The following is a 26,844-nucleotide window of genomic DNA, read 5'->3' as shown; positions in this document are numbered from 1 at the left end:
GCCACCCGGCTACCTGGCCGCCCAGTCACCCGGCCGCCCAGCCACCTGGCTAGCTGCCCACCGGCCGACCGCCCTCAGTCGCTGAGCCGCTCACCCGTCGACGTGGAGAACACGTGGGTCTCGCCCGGACGCGGCACGACGTGCAGCTCGGTGCCCTTCTCCGGCACCTGGCGGCCGTTGACGCGTACGACCAGGTCCTTGTGCTCGTCACCGACGACCGCGGACCCGTACACGTACCCGTCGGCGCCGAGCTCCTCGACGACGTTGACGGTGACCGCCAGGCCCGCCGGGGCGTCCGCGGCCTCCTTGGAGAGCGACTTGGCCGCGCCGCCGTTCTGCTCGACGATGTCGAAGTGCTCGGGCCGGACGCCGACCGTGACCGTACGGTCGCCCTTGTCGGCGGCCGCGGCCAGCGCCTCCCGGCTGACCGGCACGACACTGTTGCCGAACTTCACGCCGCCGTCCGTGATCGGCACCTCGACCAGGTTCATCGCCGGCGACCCGATGAAGCCCGCGACGAAGAGGTTGCTGGGCCGGTCGTACATGTTGCGCGGCGAGTCGACCTGCTGGAGGAGTCCGTCCTTGAGGACGGCGACCCGGTCACCCATCGTCATGGCCTCGACCTGGTCGTGCGTGACGTAGACCGTCGTGATCCCGAGGCGGCGCTGCAGGCCGGCGATCTGCGTACGCGTCTGCACGCGCAGCTTCGCGTCCAGGTTGGACAGCGGCTCATCCATGAGGAACACCTGCGGCTCCCGCACGATGGCGCGGCCCATGGCCACCCGCTGGCGCTGACCACCCGAGAGCGCCTTGGGCTTGCGCCCCAGGTACTCGGTCAGGTCCAGGATCTTCGCCGCGTCCTCGACCTTCTGCCGGATCTCCGCCTTGTTGACGCCCGCGATCTTCAGCGCGAAGCCCATGTTGTCGGCGACGGTCATGTGCGGGTACAGCGCGTAGTTCTGGAACACCATGGCGATGTCCCGGTCCTTGGGCGGCAGGTGGGTGACGTCCCGCTCCCCGATCCGGATCGCGCCGTCATTGACGTCCTCCAGCCCCGCCAGCATCCGCAGCGACGTGGACTTGCCACAGCCGGACGGCCCGACCAGGACGAGGAACTCGCCGTCCTCGATCTCGATGTCCAACTTGTCGACGGCGGGCTTCTCGGAACCCGGGTAGATGCGGGTTGCCTGGTCGTAGGTGACCGTAGCCATGATGTGTCCCCTCACCGGCAGGAACGTGCCGGACGATCCGAGTAAAGGAGTGGTGTAGTCCACTGCTGCGGACTGCCCGTGACGCTACCCGCGTCGACGCCCGGTGTCAGTAGCCCGCGGGTCACGAAATAGCGGCGCCAGGTAGGCTGCCTGCCTGGGTACACTGCACCAGACACGCCTCCTTAGCTCAGCTGGTCAGAGCAACGCTCTTGTAAAGCGTAGGTCGTCGGTTCGAATCCGACAGGGGGCTCGATGAGGAAAAGCCCCAGGTCACCGCCGGTGACCTGGGGCTTTCTGCTGCTACGTGATCCGCTGCTACGTGATCCGACGGCGGCGCCGGGCGCGTACGTCCCTGGCGCAGGGCTTGGGGCAGCCTCGCTTGTAGCTTCTGCGCCGCGTGCAGTCGACCAGGCAGACGTCGAAGCGGTGCCGACGCGCTCCGCACGCGTGCGGGGCCGCACGCCCGTGCCGCCGGGTGAGCCGCTGAAGATCGCGGCCGTCTACGAGGGTGGCGACGTTGCGCCCCATCAGCTCACGGCGGTCGGCGATTTCAAGGCGCGTGACAGCGTCCCGTGGACCTTGGTCACGTTGGACGGTGGACCACCGGGCTCACGCCGATGGGCGTGTTGGTTGGGATGTGTGGGTTGCCGGCCTCTCGGGTCGCCGACTGACCGGCTCTACGGCCGGGCGCGCTGAACCCGAAGTTCTTCGGACACCCCGACAGTTCTTCGGACACCTCGACAGTTCTTCGGACACCTCGACAGTTCTTCGGACACCTCGACAGTTCTTCGGACACCTCGACAGTTCTTCGGACACCCCGACAGTTCTTCGGACACTCCGACCGCGCCACACTCGGCTTCGAAGACCGAGAAGATGACTGCCTCCTCGAAGCCGTCTTCTTCTTCGCGGCGTCGGCGGGCCGCACGAAACGGTCACCGCCCCACGTCTCGCCGAGCCCGTACCTCTGGGCGAGCGCGCCTGAATCCTGCGTACGGCCGTCTCCTCGACTTCCGCCTCGACGCGCAGCGGGCCGCTTCGAGGACCTGGTGACGTTCCTCTGCTTCGGCTCGCTCGCGCGAGCACATCCAAGCCACACAACCCGGTACGTGGTGCTGGACGGCGAACGCGGTGACATTGACGCAGATGAAGGCCAGTGCCCCGAAGCCCAACACCAGGAGGTAACGGGTCACCAGCTGTCCGACCCGGCAGGCGCAGCCCGCGAGCAGCGACCCGACGGCAACAGCCTCACCCGACAGGAGCCCGCACCGGAGCCGCGAGCCGGCGAAGGCCGGCTGGCCGCGGCGACCGCTCGTCCGTGGCGCGAACAGCGCGGATTCGCTCAGCTCTGCCGGTGCGGACAGGCGTGGGCGAGCGGCACAACAGGCCCTCAGGCCCTCAGGACCTCTGGTTCTCTGGCCGGGGCTCTCTGGCCCTCTCGTCCGCTAGTCCTCTTAAGGAGCGCTAGCGACTTACGGCCCAGTCCCGTTGTCCTCAACTCCTCATGAGGACTTACCCTGAAACCGCCCGACGATCAGGGACGGTGAGCACCAGATGGCCAAGAAGTACGAGCGGATCGCCGACGAGCTGCGTCAGCACATCCGCGCAGGCCAGCTGAGGCCGGGAGAGCGTCTCCCGGCGGAGACGACACTCGCGAAACAGTACAAAACCAGTGTCCCGACGCTACGTGACGCGCTGGGCGAACTGCTGGCCGAGGGACTGATCGACAAGCGGCACGGGGTCGGCAACTTCGTCCGCAAGCCCCCGCAGCGCGCGGAACGCACCAACGAACGCCACCAGTGGGAGAAGGACCGGGCACGCGCGACCCAGAACGAGCGCGAGAAGACCGGCGCCACCGAGCACGACACCGGACTCACCGCCTCCGATCTCGTCTTCAAGGCCCGGTACCGCGAAACGAAGGCCGACGAGGACCTGGCCGCGGCCTTCGCCGTCCCCGTAGGCACTCGGCTGCTCGAACGCGTATACCGCACCTACCCCCGCGACGGAGACGCGGCCTTCAGCCTCGTCTGCTCGCACCTCGTCCACGACGTGGTGGCGGCCAACCCGGAACTTCTCGACGAGGCCAACGAGCCCTGGCCGGGCGGCACGCAGAGCCAGCTGCACACCATCGGCATCGAGGTCGACCACATCGTCGAGCGGGTAACGGCCCGGCCTCCGACATCAGAGGAGGCCGGGGAGCTCGGCCTCCAGAAGGGCGTCTCCGTGATCGTGCTCCGCAAGTTCTCCATCGACACCGAGGGACGGGTGGTGGACGTCTCCGACGTGGTCATGCCCGGCGACCGCACCGAGCTGGTGTTCACGACCCGACTGGAGCGGTGGTGACGATGACGAACCTCATCACGGTGATCACGGCCGTCCACCCGCCGACCGCCAAGTTCCTGGCCGACGCCTACAAGTCGCTCACCGAGCAGCGACTGCCCGACGGCTGGGACTGGCAGTGGGTGATCCAGGAAGACGGCGAGACCGACGCCGTAACGCCCCACCTGCCCGACGACCCGCGCATCTCCTTCGGCCAGGGCCGGCAGGGACGCGCCGCGATCGCTCGCACCATGGGCCTGTCCCGCGCCGAGGGCGAGTACGTCAAGGTCCTCGACGCCGACGACATGCTGACCCCGGGCGCCCTGGCACGCGACCTCCAGGCCCTCACCGCCGACTCGACGCTCGGCTGGGCCACGTCCCGCGTGCTGGACCTCCTCCCCGACGGCTCCACCGTCGGCTTCGACCAGGACCCGCCCGAGGGCCCGATCGAACGCGGCACCGTCCTCCAGCACTGGAAGGCCCACAACTACCGCGCCCAGGTCCACCCGGCGACCCTCTTCATGCGCCGCGACCTGCTCCTGGCCCTGGGCGGCTGGATGGCCCTGCCGGCGAGCGAGGACACGGGCCTGCTGATGGCCCTGAGCGCGGTCAGCCGCGGTCACTTCTCCGCCGAGACGGGGCTGCTGTACCGCAAGTGGCCTGGACAGGCGACGAACCAGGCGGCTCACGTTCATGAGGGGGAGCGGGAGGCGCGGTTCGCGGTGGTGGAGGCGCGCGCTCGGGTTCTGGCGGCGATGAATGATTGGCGGTACGGAGCCGCGTAGTCACGACGTGAGAGCGGCTGTGGGGGTGCCGAGTGCCCCCACAGCCGCTCTTCGCTATCCAGCCCCCCGTGTCCGGAATCCGACACGACAATCCCATGTCGCGGTGGCGCTTTAACGTTGCTCGGAACGAGACTGGATTGCTGCTCCACGGCCTCAGCTGCGTCACTACCTCCGTTAAGGCGTGGTATTGGTTGGTCCTCCCCACCGCGCCGGGATCTTGGCGCTGTTAGGCTGCTCTGCCTGTACGGCAGACAGGCGCAGGAGTAAGGGGGAGGGCTCTCTTGCCGGGGACTTTCAAAGTCGATGTACACGAACTCGGCTCCATCTCGCAAAAGCTCGACGAGAGCGTCACCGGGATGCGGACCGTAACGCGCAAGATGGACCAAGCCACCGCAGGGCAGCTGGGACACGACTCCCTGGATTCTGCCTGCTCGGACTTTCAGTCGAAGTGGAAATACGGAATCGGGCAGATCGCCGGACTGGCGAACTCCATACGCGGCTCGGTGGATGCCACTGCGGAATCGTACCGGGCCTGCGAGACGGGAATTCAGCAAGCGTTCGCCAAGGGCCTTGAGGGGGCTTCCGCCGGTTCCTCGTCGCCGCAATCGACATCCGGTGCCACATCCCGAGTCTTCGGGTAGGCGGGTAGGGAGGGCTCATGAGTGGCGGCGGGAAGATACCTTCCGAGGCTGCGGGGTACCCGGGCATCGGGTTCGATCCGACCCCTGGCAGTCTCTCGGCGGTGCGAGCACTCGCGGATCAGTCGTTCGAGGCGCACCGAAACCTGAGTTCGGTGTGGCAGACCCTGAACTCCATAACCCGCGGGGGAGATGCGTGGAAGGGCGTTGCCGCAGACGCGTTCTCCGCACAGGTGAAGGAACTGCCGAAGCTGGTCGACTCTGCGACGCAAAGCTTCTATGACTGTGGTTTCCAGCTGAATGAGTGGTCCGCGAAGCTGAGCAGCATGAAGTCCCGGTCGGCAGACCTGGAGGCTCGCGCGGTAACCGCCCGCTCCCGCGTGCGGGACGCGGAGGGGAATCCGAACCTGGGACTGGCGGGGCAGACATTCGACACCGATGAAGAGCTGCACAGCGCCGAGCAGCGGTTGAACCGGGCAGTGAAAGAGCTTGACGCTGCCAGGAACGCCCTCAACACTCTGATCGAGGATGCGAAACGCCTCAAGCATCAGCATGACGAGGCAGCGGAGAAGATCGCCGAGGCCGTACGCAAAGCCTCGGAAGAAGCTCCCGACGAACCAGGGTGGCTGGATCGAATCGGCGACGCCATCAAGTCACTGGCCGAGGCCAACTCCCTCCTGGCACATCAAGCCTGGGACTGGGTGAAGAATCACGCCAACGCCATCGCTGCTGTCGGCGATGTCCTGTCGACGGTCAGCGCCATACTCGGCGCTGCCGGGGTGGGCATCGCTGCTCTCGGCCTCGTCTTCCCTCCCTCGGAGATCGTCCTAGGGCCGCTGGCCGCCGGCCTGGAGGTCACATCGTCCGGTTTCGCGGCAGGGGCGCTCGTGCTGCACGGCACCGCTCGTATGGCGGGCGGCGAAGACGTCGTGTCGAACCGGACGCTGGCGCAGGACGCGCTCGGCACGATCCCGTTCGGTGGCGCCGTTCGCGTCGGAGGAAAGCTGGGCACCGCGATCTTCAAGAGCCGTGCGGCGGACGCAGCCTCCAACTTCGGACTGGTCGACTCCTGGGCCGGACTGTTCGGTGACCCGTCCGTATTCGAGAACTTCAAGCCGACGAACCGCCGTCAGGCCGTGGAGATGGGAATTCCCGGCGGCGGCCCTCTTCTGGTTGCTGTGGAGAACGCGTGGAAGAAGGGCAGCGCGAAAGACCAGGAAACCACTGACGGCGGGTGAGCGAAGAGCATGAAGGATGAGGCGGCGGTAGCAGCACGGTTCGACGGACGCCCGACTGTCGAAGTCGTCTTCACCGGGTTCGGGGCGATGCGTGCTGACCGGGTTACCCGGATCGGCGCGGAGCTGGGGTACGTGCTCAGTGCGGATGAACCTCACGGACGGGGGCAGCGCCGTTTGCTCTTCACCCGCGACGACAGCCCGGTGGCCCGGCAACGCGCCCAGGCGACCCTGGCGCGCGTGCAGGCGACCGGCTCGTGGAGCGCCGTCGCTCAGCCTTGGCCAGGAGCTGCACCCCACGGTCCGTCCGCGGCCATCGACCCGCCGCTGATCCACCCGGAGCGCGCTGCGCGTGCGCAGCGGCAGGTCAAAGCCTATGAGGGGTGGCACCCGGCACAGCTCATCAGCGTGAGCTGCCTCTTCGCCGCAGCATTCTTCGCGCTGGCGTGGGCCGTACGCGAGACAGCGCCAGCCGCAGTGGGCTCCTGCCTCGTCGGCTTTCTGTGCCTGGCCGCAGCCACCCTCGGCCCGCGGTACACGAGGCGCCGGCATCAAGAGAACCAGCGGCTGCTTGAGCGTTACCGCCGTCAGCAGGCAGCCCAGTTCCCTGTCTCGCCCCCTTCCCCTCCTCCCCCTCCCGCAGGGCCGCACCACGACCAGATGGGAAACTAGAGTTGGAATTCATCGCATCTGCGGGCTTCACGGAAATTCCCATAGGGATGACTGTCGAAGAAGCGCGACAGGAACTGTTCACACGCGTATCACGGGAAGCTCTCGAAGAGAGGCCCGTAGCCTACGAGAACCTTGTGAGCAACCTGCAGAAAGTGTCGCAGGCACTCGAAGAGTCCGGGACGCTGTACGCCGGAACCTGCCTGCGCGCCTACGAAGGTGAACTGTCCCTCGGCACCTTGCTTGTCACGGTGACACCCTTCGCCTTCGGGGATGCGGCAATCGCGGCGGACGGCATGGTGCGCGCTCTGGTCGCCGCGCGGGGAGATTCCTGGGCCGGAACGGTATTCGATACGCAGGTCGGGCCTGCCGCGGTGCTGACAGGCGTGAACGGCTTCCACATCCCCGCTGAAACCTCCGCATCGGGGGAAGAGCTGGGCTTGCGGATGGCAGAAATACAGGTGTACCTGCCGGTGCCAGAGGGGGTGGAGGGCCAGGAGCAGTGTCTCGTCTCCTTCAACCTCACGACGCCGTGCGAGGGCCATTGGGACGCGTACTGCTCCGACATCGTGGCACTGCTGAACAGCGTGACGTTCGACGAGCCGGACCACACATTGCCTGAGGCAAGTCCTCAGCCCACCTCACCGAGGACGCCTGTGGGCTCCCCAGCAAGGCTTTCGCCCGGCCGGATCCACGCTGATGGCAAGGCACGCGCGACGCCGTTCGGCTGATTCCTGGGGAGGGGCGAGCAGCTGACGTGTGGGTGTACCGGCGCGATTACTGCACCGCACCCCCCCGGGCGGGGCCTACGGCAGGTATTCAGCGTCAACGCGGGAGAACAGCAGCTCGCTCTCCTCGGTGATCGGCTCCCGCCACCGGATCGGGACCGCTGATGCGCGTCGCAAGGCTGCCGGGTAACGGCTGGCGGTGTAGTCGTTCTGAAGGCGATACATGTGGAACCCGTTCGCCCGTAGCGCGCCCAACAGCTCCTCAGCCGAATCCCCAAGTTCGGCCATCCGCTGCGGCGTCACCTCAATGGCCAGCTCCGCGTCGGGCCGAAGCTGGTCGAGCAGCGGGACCAGCCCCCGTACAACGGAGCCTTCAGCCCCCTCCACATCGACCTTGATCACCCGCGCTCTCGCGATCTCATCAGGGCTGAGGACGTCCGACAGCGGCTGAGCCGCTACTTCGAAGGTGGACTCGGCCTCACCGGCATACGGCACGATGCTGTTGGCCCCCATGTTGTGGGAGCTCGCGAGGATGAAGGTGAGCATCTCGACCCGGTCAGAGATCGCGGTGTTCACCGCGCGAACGTTTCCGCACCTGTTGATCGCCGCCTGCTTGAGCAGCACGCGGTGGAAGTCGGGGGAAGCCTCCAGAGCAACCACAGTCCCGCCCTTTCCGACCAGCCGCGAGGCGAGCAGACTGTAGTAACCGATGTTCGCGCCCACATCCACGAAGACGTCGCCAGGCCGGAGCCGGCGCTCCAGCCATCGCGTCAGGTGCGGCTCCCAGACCCCGAAGAGGTAGATGTACCGCTGGATCAGGTCCTGGGTGTCGGTGACGAACGGCGCGCCGAAGCGCGTACGGGCCCGGCGGATTCGCGGATGGTCGCGCAGACCGGCGTTCAGGTAGGACTCCACGATGCGGGCCTTGCCGAGCGTGCCGGGGGCGTAGCGCACGTACCAGCGGGAGAGGTCGAGCTTGAAGTGCGTGAGGAGAGAAGTCACCTGAGTCCCCGAAGAAGTTGAGCCGGCGGCCGTGTGGATCACCTTACGTACGGCGCTCGATGGGGACCTCGTAGATGATCTCGCAGTACGCGTCCGGCACGACGATGACCGCCGTCTCGACGGGCCGACCGCCCTCCGAGATACACGTACGCCGGATGTGCGTGTCCAGCGCGCTCTTCTGAGCACCACGATCGTGCCCTCGGTGATGCCGTACGGCTCCCAGCTGGTCGACAGGCGTACCGGCTTCCCGTCGGCCAGGAGCCCGTACACCGACCGGACGCACAGATCCCCCTCGGCGATACCGAGGCGCCATGGGCGGGGCAATGTCGTACGAGCAGCGGGCCAAAAGATCGAGTACGCGAACGACCGGGTTCGCCGCGCCCCGTACAGGGAGGGACGCGGCTGTTTGCATTTTCTACAGGGGCCGTACCGAAAACAGCCGGTACGGCCCTATCACGAATATCTGGTCCAGCTTGCCGTAAGCACTCCTGACCCTCGAAGCGCCTTACCTCGGCACCCTTCCAGCTTCACAGCATCGCTTCGTTTCAGGCGCAGGTACAGGCGGTTTCTCAGAACCTCTGCTGCTTCGCCCCCGGGGGGAGGAAACAGGGTGTACCGACAGACAGGCGTAGGGTGTTGGGGGGTTTCACGCTGTCAGCGATGATGTCGAACTTCTCTTCAGGATGATGGCCGTAGAGAATAACCCGAGGCTTCTCCTCGTATGCAGTGATCCTCACTTCTCCGTGTTTTTCCAGTGCTGCGCGGAGGTTTCCGACAACCTTTGCGTGGTCTGCTAGCGGAATATTCGCGTATGCGGTGTACTTCAACGTGTAGCGTCCGTCATCCGCCACCTCATCGTTACGGCCGACGCAGTCCTGGAAGTTGACTTGAGGGGCAGTGGCAGCGTCCAGCGTCACCCCGGCGTAGTGCGCCATCGTCGCGACATACTGTTTGGCCCACGCCGTAGAGTCCTCCCGGCTTTTTCGGGGCAGTGGCCGATTGGGATCGTCTTGTGCTTGAGTCATGCAAGCTCCAGTCAGGAAAGTGATCAAAGCTACCAATGCAAGCAGGCGAAACCTGTGCCGAGGTGATGTAAGCCTCACAATGGAACCTCGCATTGCATTATTTGGTCACCACAAGGGGTTGGGGAGCGTCTTTGTTGGAGTGAGGCCAGCGATGATCGCTCCTTGATTGGCTAGGCTCTGGCTTCCTTCGTCCCAGTACCCGCTATGCCCACTAGTGTCGGTGGCGAAGCGCGTGCCACCGAACCCGTATTGGTTGGGGTCGGGGCCAAGCGTGAGGTTTTGCGCCCAACTGATACGGTCGTCGTCGGCGAGTCCTGTGTAGAAGTTATCGGCGCCGACGTGCAAGTCGGATGCGTTGCCGACGGTTACTCCCGGGCTGCCGACGACCGAAATGCGGTCTGCATCAAGCCCGTCACCACCCGCGTCAGCGTCTCCCACGACAGAGGACCCGTAGCTGTGCCCGAGAACCGTCAGATTCGCCCGCTCCGGGCCTTCGTGTGATGCGCGCAGGCCGTGCGTGAAATCTCGCAAGTGGGGAGCTGCCTCGTCCGCACGCCCTGTGCCGGCGACGCCCAAGTTGGGAGCTTCCGCGAGAGGGACTTCCGGGGCGTCGTACCCTAGCCAATAGATCATCGACGTCTCCGCCGAGTGGTCGGCGCTCTGGGCCGAATCCTGAAGCTTTCCTATGCGTGCCAACTGGCCCCTGGTGGAGTCCATCGTCGTAGCGGTGCCGGGAACCTGTACGCCGACATTATCAGCCGTATCCGGATTCCCCATAGCGATTACGGCTTTCCCGTCATCGGCTCCTTCGAAGTCGAGCAGATACAGCTGCTTGTTGCCCTTGGCGCCGTCATTCCTGTCGAGTTCTTCCTTGAGGGTCTGCAGGTTGTGCTTGTACTCCGGTATGCCCGGAACGGCCTGATCGCTGGCGGTTGCCATACCGAGGTCCTGCTCAAGGGCGAGCCGATTCGCGTCATCTCGAACGTCGCTCGGAAGGCCGTTAGCCTTCCCTATTTGTTTTGGGTACAAATCGATGTACTCCTGACGCGACGCCTCGTCGAGCCCCTTCCACCATGCCGCGGCCTCTTTTGGGTCCTTGGGGATCTGCGGGTCCTTGATTCCCAGGTCCTTCATGGCTTCTTGCGCATCGGCACGGCTTTCGGACGCCATGCCCTTGTTTTTGCGGTCAAGGATTTCGCCGCGCAGCTCGGACAGTGCCTTCTGCCCGTCATCGCTGGCCTTTTGTGCGTCTGTCAAAGCGCCATTGATTTCCTCCTGGAAACGCTTCATCCGCTCCAGCTTGGCCCTGGCCTCAGCATCCGGGTTCACTTCACATGCCGCTTCTGCCACGCCGCCGGAGTCGTTGACGATGAATCCCTCCGCTTCAGCGCTGCGTACAGCATTACGCAAGTCCGTCTGGGCCTGCTCCATACGGAACCGAACCGTGTCGATCGCTTTGGATATGGTCATCGCCTCGACGCGGACCACGTTGATGCGGGTCTCGATGTCTTCGAGAAAGGTCAGAGCAGCCGTTCCGTCCTTTCCCTGCCAGGCCGAGTGCAGCGGGCCGGTAACCCTTGTCCGATGGTGATCGAATGCGGTGTCCATCTCGCGGGACACTGCTTGCCAAGCCTTGGCTGCCGCCTTCATGTCGGAGAAATCTTGCTTCAGCAGACGTGCGTAATCGGAAGCCAAGGCCTATCCAAAGGGGTTGTGTCGGGCAGGAGTTGGGGTGTCGGCGTGTCCCGGCTCCGCGAATACGCCGCCTGGCCGGTAGGTGGGCATCGCGGGCTTGGCGTGCCGCATGTCGTCCGCGCTGGGCAAGGCCGAGCCGGCCGGCGGCGGCTGGTACTCGGCGGTTCGAGCTTGGGCAGAGTCGACACCGCTCGGGCGCCCCGGTTCCGCGAAGACGGGGGGAAGAGTGTCCTTTCCCGCCGTTCCCAAGCGAGGCAACTCGTCAACTAGGGGACTGCTCGGGTCGGGGAGACTTCGGCCCGGCGAGTGCGGGCCGAAGGTGTGGCCGGCGGCACCGGAAGGGCCTCCTGAGGCGGGGGCCGACATGATTACGTCCGACATGTCACCGTCGAAGTCTTCGAAGTCCTGGTTGACCATGTCTTCGTTCCACTCATGCTTGTCAGCCGTGTCGGCGAGATTGCCTGACCCCCACAGCAGACGTTCACGCAACCCGTCGAGAGCGGGCTTCCAGGTCTCGCTGATCATGTGCAGGGCCGATGCGACGGACCAGCCCTCGACGGCTCCGGCAGCTGCGCTGGTATCGCTGATGGCAGTACCGCATGGCTTCTTGACATCGTTAGCTATGCCTTCTTGAGCGCGCCCCGAAGCGCGTAGCACATCAGGTTCGACCGACAATTGGTCTGACATCGCGTGTCCCCTCCCCAGTGACTCAACGTAAGATCACGCTACCAATCGCCCCACCGCTCCTCCCTTGTGCGGCAGATCCGAAGCCCTCGGACCTGCCAACAAGGCGACTTTCGGCCCCAGGCAAACGTGACGGACGTCATTGGCGAACGGCGTGCCCCAGAAGGAGAAAGCGCCTGAAGTTCTCTTCCCCGTCGAGCGGGTGGCGCTCAGAGACATGCGGGATGGCTGCCAGGGGCGACCAGTCTTCAGGGCCACGCTTGGTCAGGTCTGGGCTGTCTCCCGGACCGCAGCCTTGGGGAAGTCGCCTCGGCCTGTTCGAAGGCAAGCAATTCTTGGGCCCCGGAGCCCCGGAGCCCCGGAGCCCCGGGCCTGGCGGAGGTCAGGACGAGCCACGGTTACCGGTAGCGGTTATCAGCAGCAGGTCGGGTTTTGTCTCCAGAACTGCTCGGCACCGTTCAGCCACACACCTCGTCGGCATCGGCCTGAGCGAGAGGGGTAGCACGCTCAATGCTCACCCAGCGTTGTCGAGGTCCAGGTCGAGCATGCGGATCGCGTTCCCCCGGAGAATCTTGTACGTCACGTCCGGAGGCAGGCCGGCGACGTGCTCCGCGGCCACCTCCTTGGTGTGCGGCCAGGTGGAGTCGACGTGCGGGTAATCGGTCTCGAAGGTGGCATTGTCGACGCCAACCGTCTCGATGGACGCGACGCCGTGCTTGTCGCGGAAGAAGCAGCAGAAGATCTGCCGGTAGTAGTACGTGGAGGGCGGCTCGGGGATCAGGTCGCGTACGCCGCCCCAGGCGCGGTGCTCCTCCCACACATCGTCGGCGCGCTCCAGGGCGTACGGAATCCAGCCCATCTGTCCTTCCGCGTACGCCAGCTTCAGCCGAGGGAACTTCACCAGGACGCCACTGAAGAGAAAATCCATCATCGACGCCATGGCGTTGTTGAAGGACAGCGACGCCTGCACGGCCGGGGGAGCGTCCGGTGAGGCGGCCGGCATCTGCGACGACGAACCGATGTGCATGCACACCACGGTCCCCGTCGCCTCGCACTCGGCGAAGAACGGATCCCAGTATCCCGAGTGGATGCTCGGCAGCCCCAGGTAGGTCGGGATCTCGCTGAAGGTCACGGCGCGTACCCCTCGGGCAGCGTTACGCCGAATTTCCCGCACCGCCAGTTCGACGTCCCACAGCGGAATCAGGCAGAGGGGAATCAACCGACCGCCGCTGTCCCCGCACCACTCCTCCACCATCCAGTCGTTGTAGGCGCGGACGCACGCCAGCCCGACGTCCTTGTCCTGGGCCTCGGCGAAGGTCTGCCCGCAGAATCGGGGGAAGGTCGGGAAGCAGAGTGACGCTTCGACGTGGTTGAGGTCCATGTCCGCGATCCGCGCTTTCGGATCCCAGCAGCCACGCCGCATGTCCTCGCGGGTGATGCCGTCGAGCGTCATCTCATCCCGGGAGAATCCGACGGCCGCGATGATCCGCTTGTACGGGAAGAGATCTCCCTCGTACCGCCACCAGTCCGTCAGCTGGCCGGCCGGATCGGTCGTGAACTTGTACTTGCCGCCGACGTACGCCAGCTCGCCGATCCCGGCGGTGAACGGTTTCGGCCCGAGTTCGCGGTACTTCGTGGGCAGCCAGGTCTCGAAGAGGTGCGCCGGTTCGATCACGTGGTCGTCAACGCTGATCACACGAGGGAGGTCAATGGTGTCAGCGGTGCCGTTCATGCCGTTCGTACCGTTCATGCCGTTCGTCTGGCCAGTCATGACGCCCCTCTCAGCGGTCGCCGCGTCGGCGACGTACCTGACGACCCGTCAGGTCGAGGGTATAGACGGCTTGCGTGAGCAACAAGGTGTTGCCCAGCAGACGACTCCGACGACGGCCTGGGTGCCACCCCGCGGTCGGCAGGGGAGCTGGCATGAGCCGGCCTACCGCCCCACCGAAGGGACTGTCAGTCGGTAATCGTCACCCGTTCCACCGGAATCCATAGTTCCGCTTCGGCCTGTGTCGTGTCCTGCGAGAGGTGGGTGCGGAGGATTTCGGGGCCCGGTCTGCTGCGGTAGGGAGTGGAGGGGAACCATTGGGTGAATATGTCGCGCCAGAGGGATTGCAGGGCCTCTGGGAACGGACCGGTGTTTTCGAAGACTGCCCAAGTGCCTGGTGGGACGATCAGTGCGTCCAGGTCGGGCGGGGTATCCGAGTGGGTCACCACGCCGTGGTAGTAATCAAGTTCGGTGCCCTCTGCTCTGCTCGGGTCCAGGTCGTCGCAGACGGCGACGATTCCCTTCGGATGCTGGTCGGAGAGGGCGGTGATGCGTCGTATGGTCTCCGGGGGAATGTTCCGGATGAACTCTGCGATTGCCGGGTTCGGCCCTTGGTGGACGAGTGGCACCCGCGCCTTCTTGCCTACGACGTGGAACCTCTCCTTCTCCACGACCCGGTACCGCATGCTGCTGCTCCCTTCGACGATGAGGCGGAAGGACATCCGGGGCTGGGAGTGCAGCGTCGAGCCTTCGCGTCGGGCTTCGCCCGGGCCCACGCCGTGTACGGCCCGGAAGGCGCGCGCGAACGCTTCGCCCGAGCCGTAGCCGTACCGCACGGCGATGTCCAGCAGTGTCCGGTCGCCGGCGAGCACCTCGGCGCCCGCGACCGTGAGACGGCGCCGGCGGATGTATTCCGACAGTGACATCCCGGCGAGCGCGGAGAACATGCGGCGGAAGTGGTATTCCGAGGTCATGGCGATTCTCGCCAGTTCGGCCGCATCGATCCGTTGGCAGATGTGCGCCTCGATATGGTCCAGGGCTTTGTTCAGATGCTCCAGCAATGCGGTCTCCTTCCCCGCCCACGTTTATGACGGCGGGAAGGTCGCAGGGTTGCATGGTATCGAGCCCGACGCACTGTGCCCGGTTCGGCCGGGCGGGGTGGAGTGGGGGCGGTGAGAGTAGGCGGTGAGAGCAGGCGATGAGAGGGGCCGGAATTTTCGTGGCGTGATAGGTGGGGTGGCGTTCGCGCGGAGCAGCGTAGGTTCTCGGCATGGTGACTTCGATGAGTGCCGAGGACCATGAGCGGCGGATGACGCGAACGGCTCGCGCCGCGGAGGACGCTGGTCTGGCGGGAGTGATCGTTACGCCGGGGCCGCTGATGGTGTGGCTGTGCGGATATACGCCGGCGCGCTTCAGGGGGCTGGTGACCGCGCTGCTCGTCCCTGTAGAGGGGCAGCCGCGCTTGCTCGTACCGGCGGAGGAGAAGGCCGTGGCCGAGCGGGCCACGGGGGCGGCCGCGCTGGCGGTGACCGCTTGGGCGGCGGGCGTGGATCCGTACGGTCTGATCGCCAAGTGGACGGGCGGCAGAGGCCGTTACGGCGTGTCGGACATGACGTGGGCGCGTGATCTGCTGGCCTTGCAGCGTGCCGCGCCGGAGACCTCGTACATCACGGTGATGGAGGCGCTGCCGATGCTGCGTACGGTCAAGGACGCCTTCGAGGTGGAGCAGCTGGAGGCTGCCGCGGCCGCCTCGGACGCCGTGTACGAGGCGGTCCTCGGCCTGCGCTTCGCCGGGCGTCGGGAGCGCGAAGTCGCGCCCGACATCACGGCGTTGATGACTGAGTACGGTCACGAGGTGATCGCCTTCGCCGTGGTCGGTTCGGGCCCCAACGGCGCCGACCCGCAGCACGAGGCGGGCGAACGGGTCATCGACAGCGGCGACATGGTGGTGCTCGACTTCGCCGGCCTGAAGGGCGGGTACGGCTCGAACACCGGCCGGACCGTACACGTAGGGCCGCCGTCGGCCGAGGAACGCAAGGTGCACGGTGTCGTACGGGAGGCCCAGCAGGCTGCTTTCGAGGCGGTACGCCCGGGAGCGGCCTGCCAGGACATCGACCGGGCGGCCCGGCGCGTCATCAAGGCGGCGGGTTACGGGGAGTACTTCACTCACCGTACGGGCCGAGGGATCGGTGTCCTCCCGCACGAGCCGCCGTACCTGGTGGAGGGCGAGCAATTGCCGCTGGTCCCGGGGATGTGTTTCACGATCGAGCCGGGGATCTACCTTCCTGGGCGCTTCGGTGTGCGGGTGGGGGACGTGGTGACGTGTACGGAGACGGGCGGACGGTGGTTGAACGGGAGTGATCGGGGGGTGGGGGTGGTGGAGTGAGCACGGGGGAGGGGTGAGGGGGGAGGGGCGTCGGTGTGTCCTGTAGGTCCGTACGGTTACGGGATCAGGACGACTTTGCCCATCGTGCCGCGGCTCTGCAGGGCGCGGTGTGCGGCTGCTGCCTCGGCGAGGGGGAAGCGCTGCACGTCCGGTATCAGGCGGCCGGCAGCCGCCTCGGCGAGGGACGCGGTCTCCAGGGTGCGCATCGGGTTGGTGCCGCCCGCCTTGGCCATCATCACCGGGCCGAGTACCGACTCCGAGGTGATGCCGCGTTCGGCCAGCTCACCCTCGGCGAACTCCAGCGGTCCGCCGGTCAGCGGGCCGCCCGAAGACCAGCCGAAGACGAGGTGGCGTCCGCCGCGGGCGAGCAGGTGCACGGCGGCGCGGCCCGGTTCGCCGCCCACGGAGTCGAAGACCAGGGTGGCGCCGGGGGCGCCGCGTCCGTCCAGGAAGGCGCGTACCTCGGTGGGCCAGTCGGCCTCCTTGTAGTCCACGGCGAGGTCGGCCCCCAGCTTCCGTACGCGTTCGGTCTTGACCGGGCCGCCTGCCAGGCCGATGACGGTCGCGCCGGCGTTCTTCGCGTACTGGACGAGCAGGGAGCCGATGCCGCCGGCCGCGGCGGGGACGATCGCGATGTCGTCGGCGGTGAGGTCGGCGAAGAGCAGGATGCCCATGGTCGTGCGGCCGGTCCCGATCATGGCTACGGCCTGCGCTTCGTCCAGGTTGGCGGGGACGTCGTGGAGCTTCTCGGCGTCGACGACGGCCTTCTCGGCGTAACCGCCCGGCTTCATGCCCAGATGAGCGACGACCCGGCGGCCCAGCCACGCGGGGTCCGTCCCCTCGCCGAGGGCGTCCACCGTCCCCGCGACCTCCCGGCCGGGGACGGTCGGCAGATCGGGGAGCGGGGCGGGACCGCCGGTCATGCCCTCGCGCAGGGCCGTGTCGAGCAGGTGGACGCCGGCCGCCGCCACAGCGATCCGGACCTGACCGGGGCCGGGGTGCGGGTCGTCGACCTGCTCGTACGTGAGGTTCTCGGCGGGGCCGAAGGTGTGGAGGCGGATGGCGTGCATGGTGGGCTCCTGGGGTTTTGGGAGGGGTTGGGTGGGGACGGGTGGAGTGGTGGGGCAGCCGTTGTCGTTGCGGTTTCTGGTGTGGCTCCTGGTGTGGTTCCTGGTGAGGTTTGTGGTGTGGCTCCTGTTGCGCTGGTGTTGGCGTTGATCGTCACTCTGGTTCCTCAAGCTTGGTTGAGGTCAAGTCCGGAGGGTGGGGAGGTCTGTTCGGAGTTGGCGGTGCTGGGTGCGCTGAAGATGCTGGGTGTGCTGGGTGTGCTGGGTGTGCTGATGGTGCCGGTGGGGTTGGCCGTGGAACGGAGTGCCAGGGTGCTTGCCTCCAGGGCGCTGCTGAACGAGACCTCGCTGAGTACGCCGGGGGCCGCCACCTGGTCGCCCGCCAGGTAGACGCCGTAACCGCGGTCTACGGAGGGGCGGTCGCGCCAGGTGGTGCCCGGTAGGTCCACCGCGCCCGTACGGCCGAGAGCCAGGGCGTCACGGCGACAGGTGAGGCGCTCGCGCCAGTACGGGAAGCCGGCGTCCAGCAGGCGTTCGGCGCGGGCGATGCCGTCGGCGCGGTCCTCGTCGGGGCCGATGCCGACCTGGCACTGGAGCAATTCCTCGCCGTACGGGGCGAGGGAGCGGTCCTGTGTGGTGAAACGTTCGACCCAGCCGGGGAAGTCGAGCCCCGAGATGGCGAACAGATCGCCGCGCCGCGACCGCAGCGCGACATCGAGCAGTGCCGTACGGGCACTTTCCCAGGTCAAGCGGTCGTCCTGGAGCAGGACCCGCGCCGAGTCGAGCTGCGTCGCGACGATCACCGGCCCGTCTTCGGGGAGTACGTCGACGCGGGCGCCCGTCTCGATGCGTACGCCCAACGCGCGGGCGCGGTCGCACATACGGGTGATGAGCTCGCCCCAGCCGCCCCGGATGTAACGCGCCTCAGGAGGGAGTGCGGTGGCGCGGCGCAGCCGCTCCTGCACGAACGCGGCGGACAGCAGGCCGGGGTCGTGGTGGAAGGTGGCGACACCGGTGTAGTGAGCGGCGGCGCTCGCCGCCTCCTCGCCCACCTGAGTGGCGGCCCAGCTGAAGAAGTCCTGGTCGACCGGGGCGTTACGGCGTCCACGCAACGTGAACAGGCCTGCCGGAGGGACGCGGCGGAGCGTGCCGTTCCGGTGGAAGCGGAGGCGGCTGGCGGGCAGGAGCGGCAGTGGGGCGAGCGGCTTGAGCAGGCCCCGCTGCCGGAGCCAGGTCCAGTGGGGGCCGCCGCTGTAGAGGGCGTGCGGGCCTTCGTTGGTGCGGTACGGGCGGTCGGCGGTACGGGCGCGGCCGCCGAGTGAACGGTGCGCTTCGTAGAGGGTGACCGCTGCGCCGCCCTCGGCGGACGAGATGGCCGCGGTCAGGCCGGCGAAGCCGCCGCCGATGACGGTGATGTGGGGGCGTCGCATGGTGGGTGCTCCTTGGGGCGAGGTGGGGCGGGTTGGGTTGGTGGGTGGTGGATGGTGGTTGAGCGCGTGTGGGCGTCCTCGTCGAGTGGACGGTGGGGCGGCGGCGGTTGTGACATGCGTGTGGACGCCGGGGAGTTTTCGCTGGTCAGAGGGTCTGGCCGGGGGATTGTCAGTGGGGTGGTCCACGATGGGGGCAGTTGGTGGTGCGGACCGGGCGGAGGGGCCGGGCTGGACCGGGCCGGATTGGACTGGCTGGACTGGCTGAGTTGGGTTAGTTGGGTTGGTTGAACTGGTTGGGCTGACTGGAACGGCCGGAATGGAAGGCGGTGGATGGGCGTGCGGGAGCGGGACGGTGGAGCAGGGCGTTCGGTGCGGGAGGTGCGGCGGCCGGCGGTGCGGTTGCCGGAGCTGAAGCCGTACGCGGACGCCGGGCTGGAGGTCGAAGGGGACTACGACGGGCTGGAGTTCGCGGACGCCGACCTGGCGGGCCAGCCGGGGCGCGGGGCGCGGTTCATGGACTGCGCGATACGGCGGTGTGCGCTGGACGAAGCGGTCTTGAGCCGGGCGCGGTTCATCGACAGCGTGCTGGACAGGGTGCGCGGGGTCGGGACGGACCTGTCACAGGTGTCGCTGAGGGACGTCGAGGTGCTGGACGCACGGCTCGGCGGCGTGCAGATGCACGGGGCGGTGCTGGAGCGGGTGCTGGTACGCGGGGGGAAGATCGACTTCCTGAATCTGCGCAAGGCGAAGCTGAAGGACGTCGCCTTCGAGGGGTGCGTACTGGCCGAAGCGGACTTCGCGGGCGCGGAGCTGGAACGGGTGAGCTTCGACGACTGCACGCTGTCGCGGGTGGACTTCAGCGGCGTACGGATGCGCGACGTGGATCTGCGGGGGGTGGCCCGGCTGGACATCGCCCGGGGGATCGACCGGCTGGCGGGCGCGGTGATCAGTTCGGCGCAGCTGATGGATCTGGCGCCGGCGTTCGCGGCGGAGATAGGGGTGCGGGTGGAGTGAGCGGGGGGAAGTCGGCAAGCGAGCGGGTTACGGCGGACTGGCCGGGGAGGGGAGAGACGGGGGTATGGCGGAGCTGAAGGGTGCGGCGGCGGAGTTGAAAAGTGAGGCGGCGGGGCTGACGTCCGGGCGAGGGGACGAGGAGACTGGCCGGCTGCCCGGACGCGGGGAGGAGGCGACCGGTCGGGTGTCCGGGCGTGGGCGCGGGACGGCTGGTCGGGTGTCCGGGCGTACGGGCGTGGCGGCCGGTCGGGTGGTCAGACGCGGGGGAAGCGGGCCTGGAGGTCCCATACGGCCGGGTTGTCACCGAGCCCGTCGTGCAGGTCGGTGAGGTCGGCGATCAGGTCGTGCAGGAAGTCGCGGGCCTCGCGGCGCAGGGCGGAGTGCTGGAAGGTGAGCGGGGCTTCGTCGGCCGGCATCCAGTCGGCGTCGACGTCCACCCAGCCGAAGCGGCGTTCGAAGTACATCCGGTCCGCCGATTCGGTGAAATCCAGCTCCGCGAACTGTGGCTGGGCCGCGCGGTTGCCGAGGGGGTCGCGGTCGATCCGCTCGACGATGTCGCACAGGGCCCAGGCGAAGTCCAGCACCGGCACCCAGCCCCAGGCGGTCTGGATCTCACGGTCCGCCTTGGTGTCGGCCAGGTAGACGTCACCGCAGAAGAGGTCATGGCGCAGGGCCCGCACGTCCGCGGTGCGGTAGTCCGTCTGCGGCGGGTCCGGAAAACGGCGGGAAAGGGAGTAGCCGAGGTCGATCACGTTCTTGATGGTGTCACGAGCGTACGTTCGGCCGCGCCGTCGCGGTCTTGCGGTCGTCACGAGCGAGGCAGCAAGTCAGCAAGGTAGCGATGCGACGGAGCCGACGGAGCGACGGAGCAAAGAGTCAGATAGCCAACGGATCAACTGATCAATGGGCCGACGGGCCGACGGGCCGGAGGCTCTCGGGTCGACGGGCCAGCAGGTCGGTGGGCCGATGAGACAGAGGGTGGGGATGGATCATGGCAGGTTGGAGGGCCGGGCGCTCAGGCGTCGCGCTGCTCGCCGCCGGGGTGCTGGCGGTGTTACCGGTGCTCGGTACGGAGCGGGACACGGCTGCGGCGGCCACATCGGCCGCATCAGCCACATCGGCCACGTCAGCGTCTGTGGCGGGGGCCGCGAGGGCGGGAGAGAGACCGGCGGAGAGGGGCCACGCCGGTGATCACGTCAGAGGGCAGCGGTGGCGAGGTGGCTGGGGGACCTCGGTGCAAGCGCCGCACGAGGCGGTTCCTGACTGGTCGCGGCAGGGTTTCACCGACCAGACGGTCCGGCAGGTGGTCCGGGTCAGTACGGGCGGCACCCGGGCCCGTATCGAGCTGTCCAACCGGTACGGCCGTACGCCGCTGACGGTGACCGGCGCGACCGTCGCCCGTGCGGGCAAGGGCGCGTCGGTGCAGGACGGGACCGTACGGCATCTGCTCTTCAAGGGGCAGCGGTCGGTGATCGTGCCGGCAGGTCAGGAGGTGCGCAGTGACGGGCTGGCGATGAAGGTCAGGGCGCTGGAGTCCCTGACGGTGACGCTGTACCTGGCCGGGCCGACCGGTCCTGCCACTTTCCACCAGGCGGCGTTCGCCACGACGTACCGCGCGTCGGGAGATCACCGTGCGGACACCGGGGGCGAGGCCTTCAAGGAGCGGTCCCAGTCCTGGTACTACCTGTCAGGAGTGGAGGTGGCCGGCGGTAAGGGCGGCGCCTGCCGGAGCGGGGTGGTGACCTTCGGGGACTCCATCACCGACGGATACGGCTCGACGGTTGACGCGAACCGGCGTTATCCGGACGTACTGGCAGAGCGTTTCGCGGCCACCGGGCATCCGCGCAGCGTGCTCAACCAGGGCATCGGCGGCAACCGGGTCACCGCGGACTCGACATGGGCCGGGGAGAAGGGTGTGGCCCGATTCCGGCACGACGTGCTCGGTGAGCCGGACGTGGGCACGGTCATCGTGCTGGAGGGGATCAACGACATCGGCGCCAGCGCCTGGCCGGACTGGCCCGACGGGCCGGCCCCTGACGTGTCGGTCGCCCAGCTCATCAAGGGACACCGCGAGCTGATCCGCCAGGCGCACGCGGCGGGGGTGAAGGCGGTCGGAGCGACGGTGACGCCGTTCAAGGGCGCCGCGTACTACTCCGAGCGGGGCGAGGCCAAGCGGGACGCGCTCAACGAGTGGATACGTACGTCCGGTGAGTACGACGAGGTCGTGGATCTGGACCGGACCCTGGCCGACCCGGCCGACCGGGACCGCCTGGCCCCCGCCTACGACTCCGGCGACCACCTGCACCCGAGCGACGCCGGATATCGCGCCATGGCGGAGGCGGTCGACCTGGACGAACTGTGACGTAGGCAGGTCCGGTCGGTGGGGCCGGGCGGGTGGCGGCGGAAGGTGAGGCTGGTCAGACAGGTCGGTCGGCCGGTCGGTTGGCGGGCGGGCGGGCGGTTACGGCAGGGTCAGCACGCGGGGGCCTTCGTCCGTGACGGCCACGGTGTGTTCGAAGTGGGCGGCTCGGCTGCCGTCGGTCGTGCACAGGTCCAGCCGTCGGCGGCCGGGCTCGCGGCGCCGACCGTGAAGCTGGTGGCGGCGTCACCCGCCCAGCCGTCCACGGTCGCGCCGCAGTCGATGCTGACCAGGTCGCCGTCGCGCAGCCGGTAAGAGCTGGGTATGCCGTGCACGATGGCGTCGTTGACGGAGGTGCAGGGGACGGCTGGGAAGGGGGTGGGGGCGAACTGGGGGTGGTAACCGAGGAAGGAGGAGGTGGCGCCGGCTTCGTGCAGGACCGTACGGGCCACCTCGTCCAGTTCTCGCAGCCGTACGCCGGGGGCCGCGGCAGCCTGTGCCGCTGCCAGCGCGTCGGCCACGACCCGTCCGGTCACCCGCATCGCGTCCAGTGCCGCGTCCGTCTTGATCTCCACCATGGTCGGTTCACCGCTGGTCGTGCGCCCCGTGCGCCAATACTTATACCGGTATTTGTTTGCCGGAGTGAGTATCACGAGCATGGTGCGCACTTCACTGACCCCTTGGGAACGCGAACGCGGTGAGCGGATGGGCGCGGTCCTGCGCGCTGCCCGCGGGGACCGCAGCATGGTCGAGGTCGCGGCGGCCGCGGGGCTCTCCGCGGAGACGCTGCGCAAGATCGAGACGGGACGGGCGCCGACACCGGCCTTCTTCACCGTGGCGGCACTGGCGGGGGCGCTCGGGTTGTCGCTCGACGAACTCGCGACGATGGTGATGCCTGAGGAGCCGGAGGGTTCCGTCGTGGGGGGAGTGTCGGGGGTGCCGGGAGTACCGGGAGTACCGGGAGTACCGGGTGTGCCTGGTGTATCCGGCGCGTGTGGCGTACGCGGCGCACCTGGCGCACCGGGTACATCCGGTGCATCCGGCGTGGCTGCCTGAAGTCGAGCGGCTGAGATTGAGCGGCTGGGGTCGAGCGGCTGGGGGGCGAGCGGCTGGGCTGGGGTATTGGCGGTGCGGTGAGGGGGCGGGCTTTACGGCTTCGGGGTGGTGGCCTCGTGGATCTCGTGGAGGTGGATGAGGACGTCGAAGGAGCGGGCGATCGCTACGTGGGCGTCCGGGTGGGGGTGTTGCGTACCGATGTTGCGCGTGGGACGGACGACATTCAGCCAGTCGCGTGCGGTGGGTGAGGCGCGGCGGACGTCGAAGTAGAAGTCGCGGTAGCGGACCTTGTCGAGGGTGCGTTCGTTCATGCCGGCCGCGGGGGCGCCCACGGTGAACTTCTTCCAGTCGCCGGTCAGGGCCGCGTCCTTCGACAGGAAGGAGCCGCGGTAGAAGGTGAAGCCGATGGGGAGGTAGTTCCTGCCCATCGTGTCGCGCAGGAAGGAGCCTTGCGTCTTGGAGTAGGTCTCGGGGTCGCCGGCGATGTATCCGACGTGGTCGTTCTGTGCGGAGAGCAGCATCTTGTGGCCGGTGCGCCGTTGCCACCAGGTGACGTTGTGGGCCATCACCTCGTCGCGGTAGCGCTGGGAGGCGGAGACCGAGGCCGGGTCGTCGATGTTCATGGTGAGGAACCTGGTGGTCTGGGCGATGGAGCGGGCGTTCTGCTCGGCCCAGTCGAAGGCGTTCCCGCCGGAACCCTTCAGGCTGCTGATCAGGTCCAGGGCCTGCTGGGCCTGGGTGGCGAGGCGTTGGCGTTCGGCGAGGGGCTTGCGCAGGTAGGCGAAGACGTCGTCGATCGGGCGCAGGCCGGTGTAGAGCGTGTCGAGGCGCGGCAGTGACTCTGGGTGGTGCAGCTTCACGTAGCCGGTCACGCGGCTGAAGAACGCGTCGGTGATGCTGGGGGCGCCGATGTCGTCGCCCATGAAGTGGACGGTGCGGCCGGGGTGCCGTCGGTTGTAGTCGCGCATCCAGGTGATGAGGCTGACGAATTCCTCGCGGTCCCACGGGGAGTTGGCCAGGGCCTGCTTGGCGACCTGGCGGGCGTCGCCGCCCTTGCCGGTCTGGAGGTACTCGTCGATCTGGAGCCCCGCGGACCAGCTCAGCTCCAGGGCGAAGGTGGTGAAACCTTTCTCCTCGACGAGGTGGCGGAAGACCCGCTGCTTCATGGTGAAGAACTCATGGGAGCCGTGGGTGGCCTCACCGAGGCCGACGACCTTGGCGTTGCCGATCATGGTGGATAGGGGGCGCAGGTCGGCCGTGCTGCCGTTGGGCTCGGTGGAGCGCAGGGGGTGGGCCGCCTGGTTGAGGGCGGGGACGGGGTTTCGTGGGGGGTGGGAGGTGAGGGGCCTGGGGTGGGAGTGCGCGGGCGTTCCGGGGGTGTCGGGGGTCTGGGCGGCCGAGGTGGGCTGGGTGAGGCGGGCGGCAGAGGTGGGCTGGGCGGTTGAGGTGGCTGGTGTGATCAATGCGGCCGGGTTGGCCGGGTTGGCTGGGGTGATTGGGGTGGCCGGGTTGGCTGGGGTGATTGGGGTGGTTGGGGTGGCCATGGCGGTTGTGGGGGCGAGGAGTGTCCCTGTGGTGATCACCGCCGTTGCCAGGAGGGCGTGACGGGTGGTGCGGTACCGGTGTCCGGCCATGTTCTGGGCCCCTCAACTTGCGTGCGGCAACTTGAGAAGGATCATGGCTCGCGGTCCCATGGCCGCGCGCTACGGACAGCCGCCCGGTTTCAGAGGGGGACAGCCCTGGCCGGGGGTGGGGCTGGCGACACCTATGGATGGGACTGTTCCCTTGGCGGGCCTGCGCCCCTAGCGGGCCTGTGCGCCTGACGGGCCGGTACCCCTGGCGCTCTGCACGCTTGGCGGTCTGTACGCCTGACGGACCTGCATGCCTGGCCGGCCGACGTGCCTGACGCGCCCGCGTGCCTGACGCGCCCGCGTGCCTGACGCGCCCGCGCGCCTGACGGCCCGCACGCCTGGTTGTCGCGGTCACCGGTGTACGGCGGGGCGCGGTCTCGTACGGCGGGGCACGTTCTCATACGGCGGAGCACGGCCATCTGCGCGGGGGAGGGGGCGGTCGTGTGCGGCGGGGCGCGGTTACGTAGGCAGGGCAGGGCATGTTCGCGTACGGCAGGGTGCGCCACGTACGGCAGTACGGTCACGTGTGGTGCAGCGCGGCCACGTACGCCGGTAAACACCGCGCCCCGCCGAGAAGACTCTCAGCGGGGCGCGACGGGTGGCCCACCCAGGGGGCAGGCGGCTCAAAGACAGCCCACGCGCCGTCTGGCGGCGCGACAGCAGCCCACGCGACGTCAGGCCGCGCGACAGCAGTCCACGTGACGCCAGCCCACGCGACCGTAAGCCGCGCAGCGCCAGGCCGCGCAGCGCCAGGCCGCGCAGCGCCAGGCCGCGCAGCGCCAGGCCGCGCAGCGCCAGGCCACACAGCACCAAGCCACACAGCACCAGGCCGCGCAGCGCCAGACCGCTCAGGCGTGGTCTGCTCCTGAGGCGGTCGTTCTGGGTCAGACGTTGACGCCGAAGTCCTTTGCGATGCCGACCAGGCCGGAGGCGTAGCCCTGGCCGACGGCGCGGAACTTCCACTCGGCACCGTTGCGGTAGAGCTCGCCGAAGACCATGGCGGTTTCGGTCGCCGCGTCCTCGCTCAGGTCGTAGCGGGCGATCTCGGCGCCACCGGCCTGGTTGACGATGCGGATGAAGGCGTTGCGCACCTGGCCGAAGTTCTGGCTGCGGTTCTCGGCGTCGTAGATCGAGACCGGGAAGACGATCTTGTCGATGTCGGCCGGGAGGGCGGCCAGGTTGACCTTGATCTGCTCGTCGTCGCCCTCGCCCTCACCGGTGACGTTGTCACCGGTGTGCTCGATGGACTGGTCCGGCGTGACCTTGTTGTTGAAGAACACGAAGTGCTGGTCCGAGTAGACCTTGCCGCTCGTGTTGACCGCGATGGCGCTCGCGTCGAGGTCGAAGTCCGTGCCGGTGGTGGTGCGGACGTCCCAGCCGAGGCCGACCGTGACGGCGGTCAGGCCCGGTGCCTCCTTGGTGAGCGAGACGTTGCCGCCCTTGGACAGGCTTACAGCCATGGGGATGTCCCTTTCCTCGTCGAATCGTCGGGCTCCGTACTGCGGACGAAGCTACCGTCACCCTGCACAACGCCATGAAGGGACCGTCGGGTTCCAGCTCCTTTTACTTTCTTTGCCAATTCCTGATGCCGAGGCGTGGGGAGGGGCGGCAGGCGAAGGAGGAGCGGCCGCGGGGGTGCGGCAAAAGAAGGTGACGTGAGCGGAGGGACGCGGGATCATGGGGGACATGTCAGGGCCCTATGTCATCCGCGGTTCGGTCGTCCTTCCGGAGGCCGAGCTGGTGTGGCGTTTCTCCCGTTCCTCGGGGCCCGGAGGGCAGCACGTCAACACGTCGGACAGTCAGGTGGAGTTGCGTTTCGACGTCGCCGCTACCGAGGCGCTGCCCGAGGTGTGGAAGGAACGGGCGCTCCAGCGGCTCGCCGAGCGCGGCCGGCTGCTGAACGGCGGGGTGGTGTCCGTACGGGCCGCCGAGCACCGTTCGCAGTGGCGCAACCGGGAGACCGCGGCCGTACGGCTCGCCTCGCTCCTCGCCGAGGTCACCGCGCCGCCGCCCAAGCCGCGGCGCAAGAGCCGGATACCGCGCGGGATCAACGAACGCCGGCTGCGGGAGAAGAAGCAGCGCGGCGACGTCAAGCGTGGGCGTTCCGGCCGCGACTGGACGTGAGGTCGTCGGGCGGAGGCGTGG

The 26,844-nt window shown here is 67.9% G+C and carries 21 protein-coding genes, 1 tRNA gene and 3 pseudogenes; 11 read left to right on the top strand and 14 right to left on the bottom strand.

Translation table 11 applies throughout. The features are described from left to right. Positions 1–74: 74 nt before the first annotated feature. Complete coding sequence (ugpC, locus tag AB0L45_RS18800) at positions 75–1,211, bottom strand: sn-glycerol-3-phosphate ABC transporter ATP-binding protein UgpC (RefSeq protein WP_365841174.1); 1,137 nt, start codon at positions 1,209–1,211, stop codon at positions 75–77. A gap of 176 nt (positions 1,212–1,387) precedes the next feature. Here ugpC and AB0L45_RS18795 point away from each other — a divergent pair. After that, a tRNA-Thr gene (locus AB0L45_RS18795) sits at positions 1,388–1,461 on the top strand. A 101-nt stretch (positions 1,462–1,562) separates the two neighbouring features. Here AB0L45_RS18795 and AB0L45_RS18790 read toward each other — a convergent pair. Continuing rightward, positions 1,563–1,798, bottom strand: a pseudogene (locus tag AB0L45_RS18790) (hypothetical protein); the annotation flags it as partial. A gap of 964 nt (positions 1,799–2,762) precedes the next feature. Between AB0L45_RS18790 and AB0L45_RS18785 the strand changes: the two are divergent. The 5 genes from AB0L45_RS18785 (at position 2,763) to AB0L45_RS18765 (ending at position 7,585) form a co-directional block, all read left to right on the top strand. Next, complete coding sequence (locus AB0L45_RS18785) at positions 2,763–3,551, top strand: GntR family transcriptional regulator (RefSeq protein ID WP_365841172.1); 789 nt, start codon at positions 2,763–2,765, stop codon at positions 3,549–3,551. A 2-nt stretch (positions 3,552–3,553) separates the two neighbouring features. Continuing rightward, the gene (locus AB0L45_RS18780) at positions 3,554–4,312 is read left to right on the top strand and encodes a glycosyltransferase family 2 protein (protein ID WP_365841170.1); all 759 of its coding nucleotides are present in this window, start codon (positions 3,554–3,556) and stop codon (positions 4,310–4,312) included. 281 nt (positions 4,313–4,593) lie between these two features. Then, on the top strand, positions 4,594–4,953 hold the full coding sequence (locus tag AB0L45_RS18775; RefSeq protein WP_365841168.1) for a hypothetical protein: 360 nt from the start codon (positions 4,594–4,596) through the stop codon (positions 4,951–4,953). 17 nt (positions 4,954–4,970) lie between these two features. After that, positions 4,971–6,188: a putative T7SS-secreted protein gene (locus AB0L45_RS18770; protein ID WP_365841166.1), complete on the top strand. Its 1,218-nt coding sequence runs from the start codon at positions 4,971–4,973 to the stop codon at positions 6,186–6,188. Between the two features lie 671 nt (positions 6,189–6,859). After that, the gene (locus AB0L45_RS18765) at positions 6,860–7,585 is read left to right on the top strand and encodes a hypothetical protein (RefSeq protein WP_365841164.1); all 726 of its coding nucleotides are present in this window, start codon (positions 6,860–6,862) and stop codon (positions 7,583–7,585) included. A 75-nt stretch (positions 7,586–7,660) separates the two neighbouring features. Here the strand turns inward: AB0L45_RS18765 and AB0L45_RS18760 are convergent, their stop codons facing one another. The 6 genes and pseudogenes from AB0L45_RS18760 to AB0L45_RS18735 all read right to left on the bottom strand — a co-directional run bounded on the left by AB0L45_RS18760 (position 7,661) and on the right by AB0L45_RS18735 (position 14,817). Next, positions 7,661–8,536, bottom strand: coding sequence for an FkbM family methyltransferase (locus AB0L45_RS18760; protein WP_365841369.1), 876 nt, complete (start codon positions 8,534–8,536; stop codon positions 7,661–7,663). 91 nt (positions 8,537–8,627) lie between these two features. Then, positions 8,628–8,893: pseudogene (locus AB0L45_RS18755) on the bottom strand (GntR family transcriptional regulator); the annotation flags it as partial. A 260-nt stretch (positions 8,894–9,153) separates the two neighbouring features. After that, positions 9,154–9,519: a hypothetical protein gene (locus tag AB0L45_RS18750; RefSeq protein ID WP_365841163.1), complete on the bottom strand. Its 366-nt coding sequence runs from the start codon at positions 9,517–9,519 to the stop codon at positions 9,154–9,156. A gap of 195 nt (positions 9,520–9,714) precedes the next feature. Then, entirely contained in the window at positions 9,715–11,304 is a 1,590-nt protein-coding gene (locus AB0L45_RS18745; RefSeq protein ID WP_365841161.1) for an alpha/beta hydrolase, read from the bottom strand. A 1,198-nt stretch (positions 11,305–12,502) separates the two neighbouring features. Further along, positions 12,503–13,720 carry an amidohydrolase family protein gene (locus tag AB0L45_RS18740; RefSeq protein WP_365841367.1) on the bottom strand — a complete coding sequence of 406 codons (1,218 nt, stop codon included), beginning with the start codon at positions 13,718–13,720 and terminating at the stop codon, positions 12,503–12,505. Positions 13,721–13,944: 224 nt separating this feature from the next. Next, positions 13,945–14,817: an AraC family transcriptional regulator gene (locus AB0L45_RS18735; RefSeq protein ID WP_365841160.1), complete on the bottom strand. Its 873-nt coding sequence runs from the start codon at positions 14,815–14,817 to the stop codon at positions 13,945–13,947. A 209-nt stretch (positions 14,818–15,026) separates the two neighbouring features. Between AB0L45_RS18735 and AB0L45_RS18730 the strand changes: the two genes are divergently transcribed. Then, positions 15,027–16,142: a M24 family metallopeptidase gene (locus AB0L45_RS18730; RefSeq protein ID WP_365841158.1), complete on the top strand. Its 1,116-nt coding sequence runs from the start codon at positions 15,027–15,029 to the stop codon at positions 16,140–16,142. A gap of 56 nt (positions 16,143–16,198) precedes the next feature. Here the strand turns inward: AB0L45_RS18730 and AB0L45_RS18725 are convergent, their stop codons facing one another. Together AB0L45_RS18725 and AB0L45_RS18720 are read right to left on the bottom strand one after the other, a co-directional pair. Beyond that, complete coding sequence (locus AB0L45_RS18725) at positions 16,199–17,212, bottom strand: zinc-binding dehydrogenase (RefSeq protein WP_365841156.1); 1,014 nt, start codon at positions 17,210–17,212, stop codon at positions 16,199–16,201. Between the two features lie 164 nt (positions 17,213–17,376). Continuing rightward, positions 17,377–18,639 (bottom strand): NAD(P)-binding protein, encoded by a 1,263-nt coding sequence (locus AB0L45_RS18720; RefSeq protein WP_365841154.1) that lies wholly within the window; start codon positions 18,637–18,639, stop codon positions 17,377–17,379. Positions 18,640–18,969: 330 nt separating this feature from the next. Between AB0L45_RS18720 and AB0L45_RS18715 the strand changes: the two genes are divergently transcribed. After that, positions 18,970–19,653: a pentapeptide repeat-containing protein gene (locus tag AB0L45_RS18715; RefSeq protein ID WP_365841152.1), complete on the top strand. Its 684-nt coding sequence runs from the start codon at positions 18,970–18,972 to the stop codon at positions 19,651–19,653. 254 nt (positions 19,654–19,907) lie between these two features. On the opposite strand, the gene AB0L45_RS18710 is transcribed toward AB0L45_RS18715, so the two are convergent. Then, a complete protein-coding gene (locus AB0L45_RS18710) occupies positions 19,908–20,405 on the bottom strand; it encodes a hypothetical protein (RefSeq protein ID WP_365841150.1) in 498 nt (165 codons plus the stop codon). Between the two features lie 482 nt (positions 20,406–20,887). Here AB0L45_RS18710 and AB0L45_RS18705 point away from each other — a divergent pair, with 482 nt between their 5' ends. After that, positions 20,888–22,015, top strand: coding sequence for an SGNH/GDSL hydrolase family protein (locus AB0L45_RS18705; protein WP_365841148.1), 1,128 nt, complete (start codon positions 20,888–20,890; stop codon positions 22,013–22,015). A gap of 99 nt (positions 22,016–22,114) precedes the next feature. Here AB0L45_RS18705 and AB0L45_RS18700 read toward each other — a convergent pair. Then, positions 22,115–22,590, bottom strand: a pseudogene (locus AB0L45_RS18700) (M24 family metallopeptidase). A gap of 79 nt (positions 22,591–22,669) precedes the next feature. Between AB0L45_RS18700 and AB0L45_RS18695 the strand changes: the two are divergent. Further along, positions 22,670–23,068 (top strand): helix-turn-helix transcriptional regulator, encoded by a 399-nt coding sequence (locus AB0L45_RS18695; protein WP_365841146.1) that lies wholly within the window; start codon positions 22,670–22,672, stop codon positions 23,066–23,068. 92 nt (positions 23,069–23,160) lie between these two features. Here the strand turns inward: AB0L45_RS18695 and AB0L45_RS18690 are convergent, their stop codons facing one another. Together AB0L45_RS18690 and AB0L45_RS18685 are read right to left on the bottom strand one after the other, a co-directional pair. Then, positions 23,161–24,531, bottom strand: a complete 1,371-nt coding sequence (locus tag AB0L45_RS18690; RefSeq protein WP_365841144.1) for an erythromycin esterase family protein — start codon at positions 24,529–24,531, stop codon at positions 23,161–23,163. A 1,052-nt stretch (positions 24,532–25,583) separates the two neighbouring features. Next, positions 25,584–26,159: a TerD family protein gene (locus AB0L45_RS18685; RefSeq protein ID WP_030022317.1), complete on the bottom strand. Its 576-nt coding sequence runs from the start codon at positions 26,157–26,159 to the stop codon at positions 25,584–25,586. 226 nt (positions 26,160–26,385) lie between these two features. On the opposite strand from AB0L45_RS18685, the gene arfB reads away from it, so the two are divergent. Continuing rightward, entirely contained in the window at positions 26,386–26,823 is a 438-nt protein-coding gene (gene arfB, locus AB0L45_RS18680) for an alternative ribosome rescue aminoacyl-tRNA hydrolase ArfB (RefSeq protein ID WP_365841142.1), read from the top strand. The last annotated feature ends 21 nt before the right edge of the window (positions 26,824–26,844 follow it).

This window comes from Streptomyces sp. NPDC052496 (assembly GCF_040679095.1).
Lineage (GTDB): Bacteria > Actinomycetota > Actinomycetes > Streptomycetales > Streptomycetaceae > Streptomyces.
This window is presented reverse-complemented; position numbering and strand designations above follow the sequence as displayed.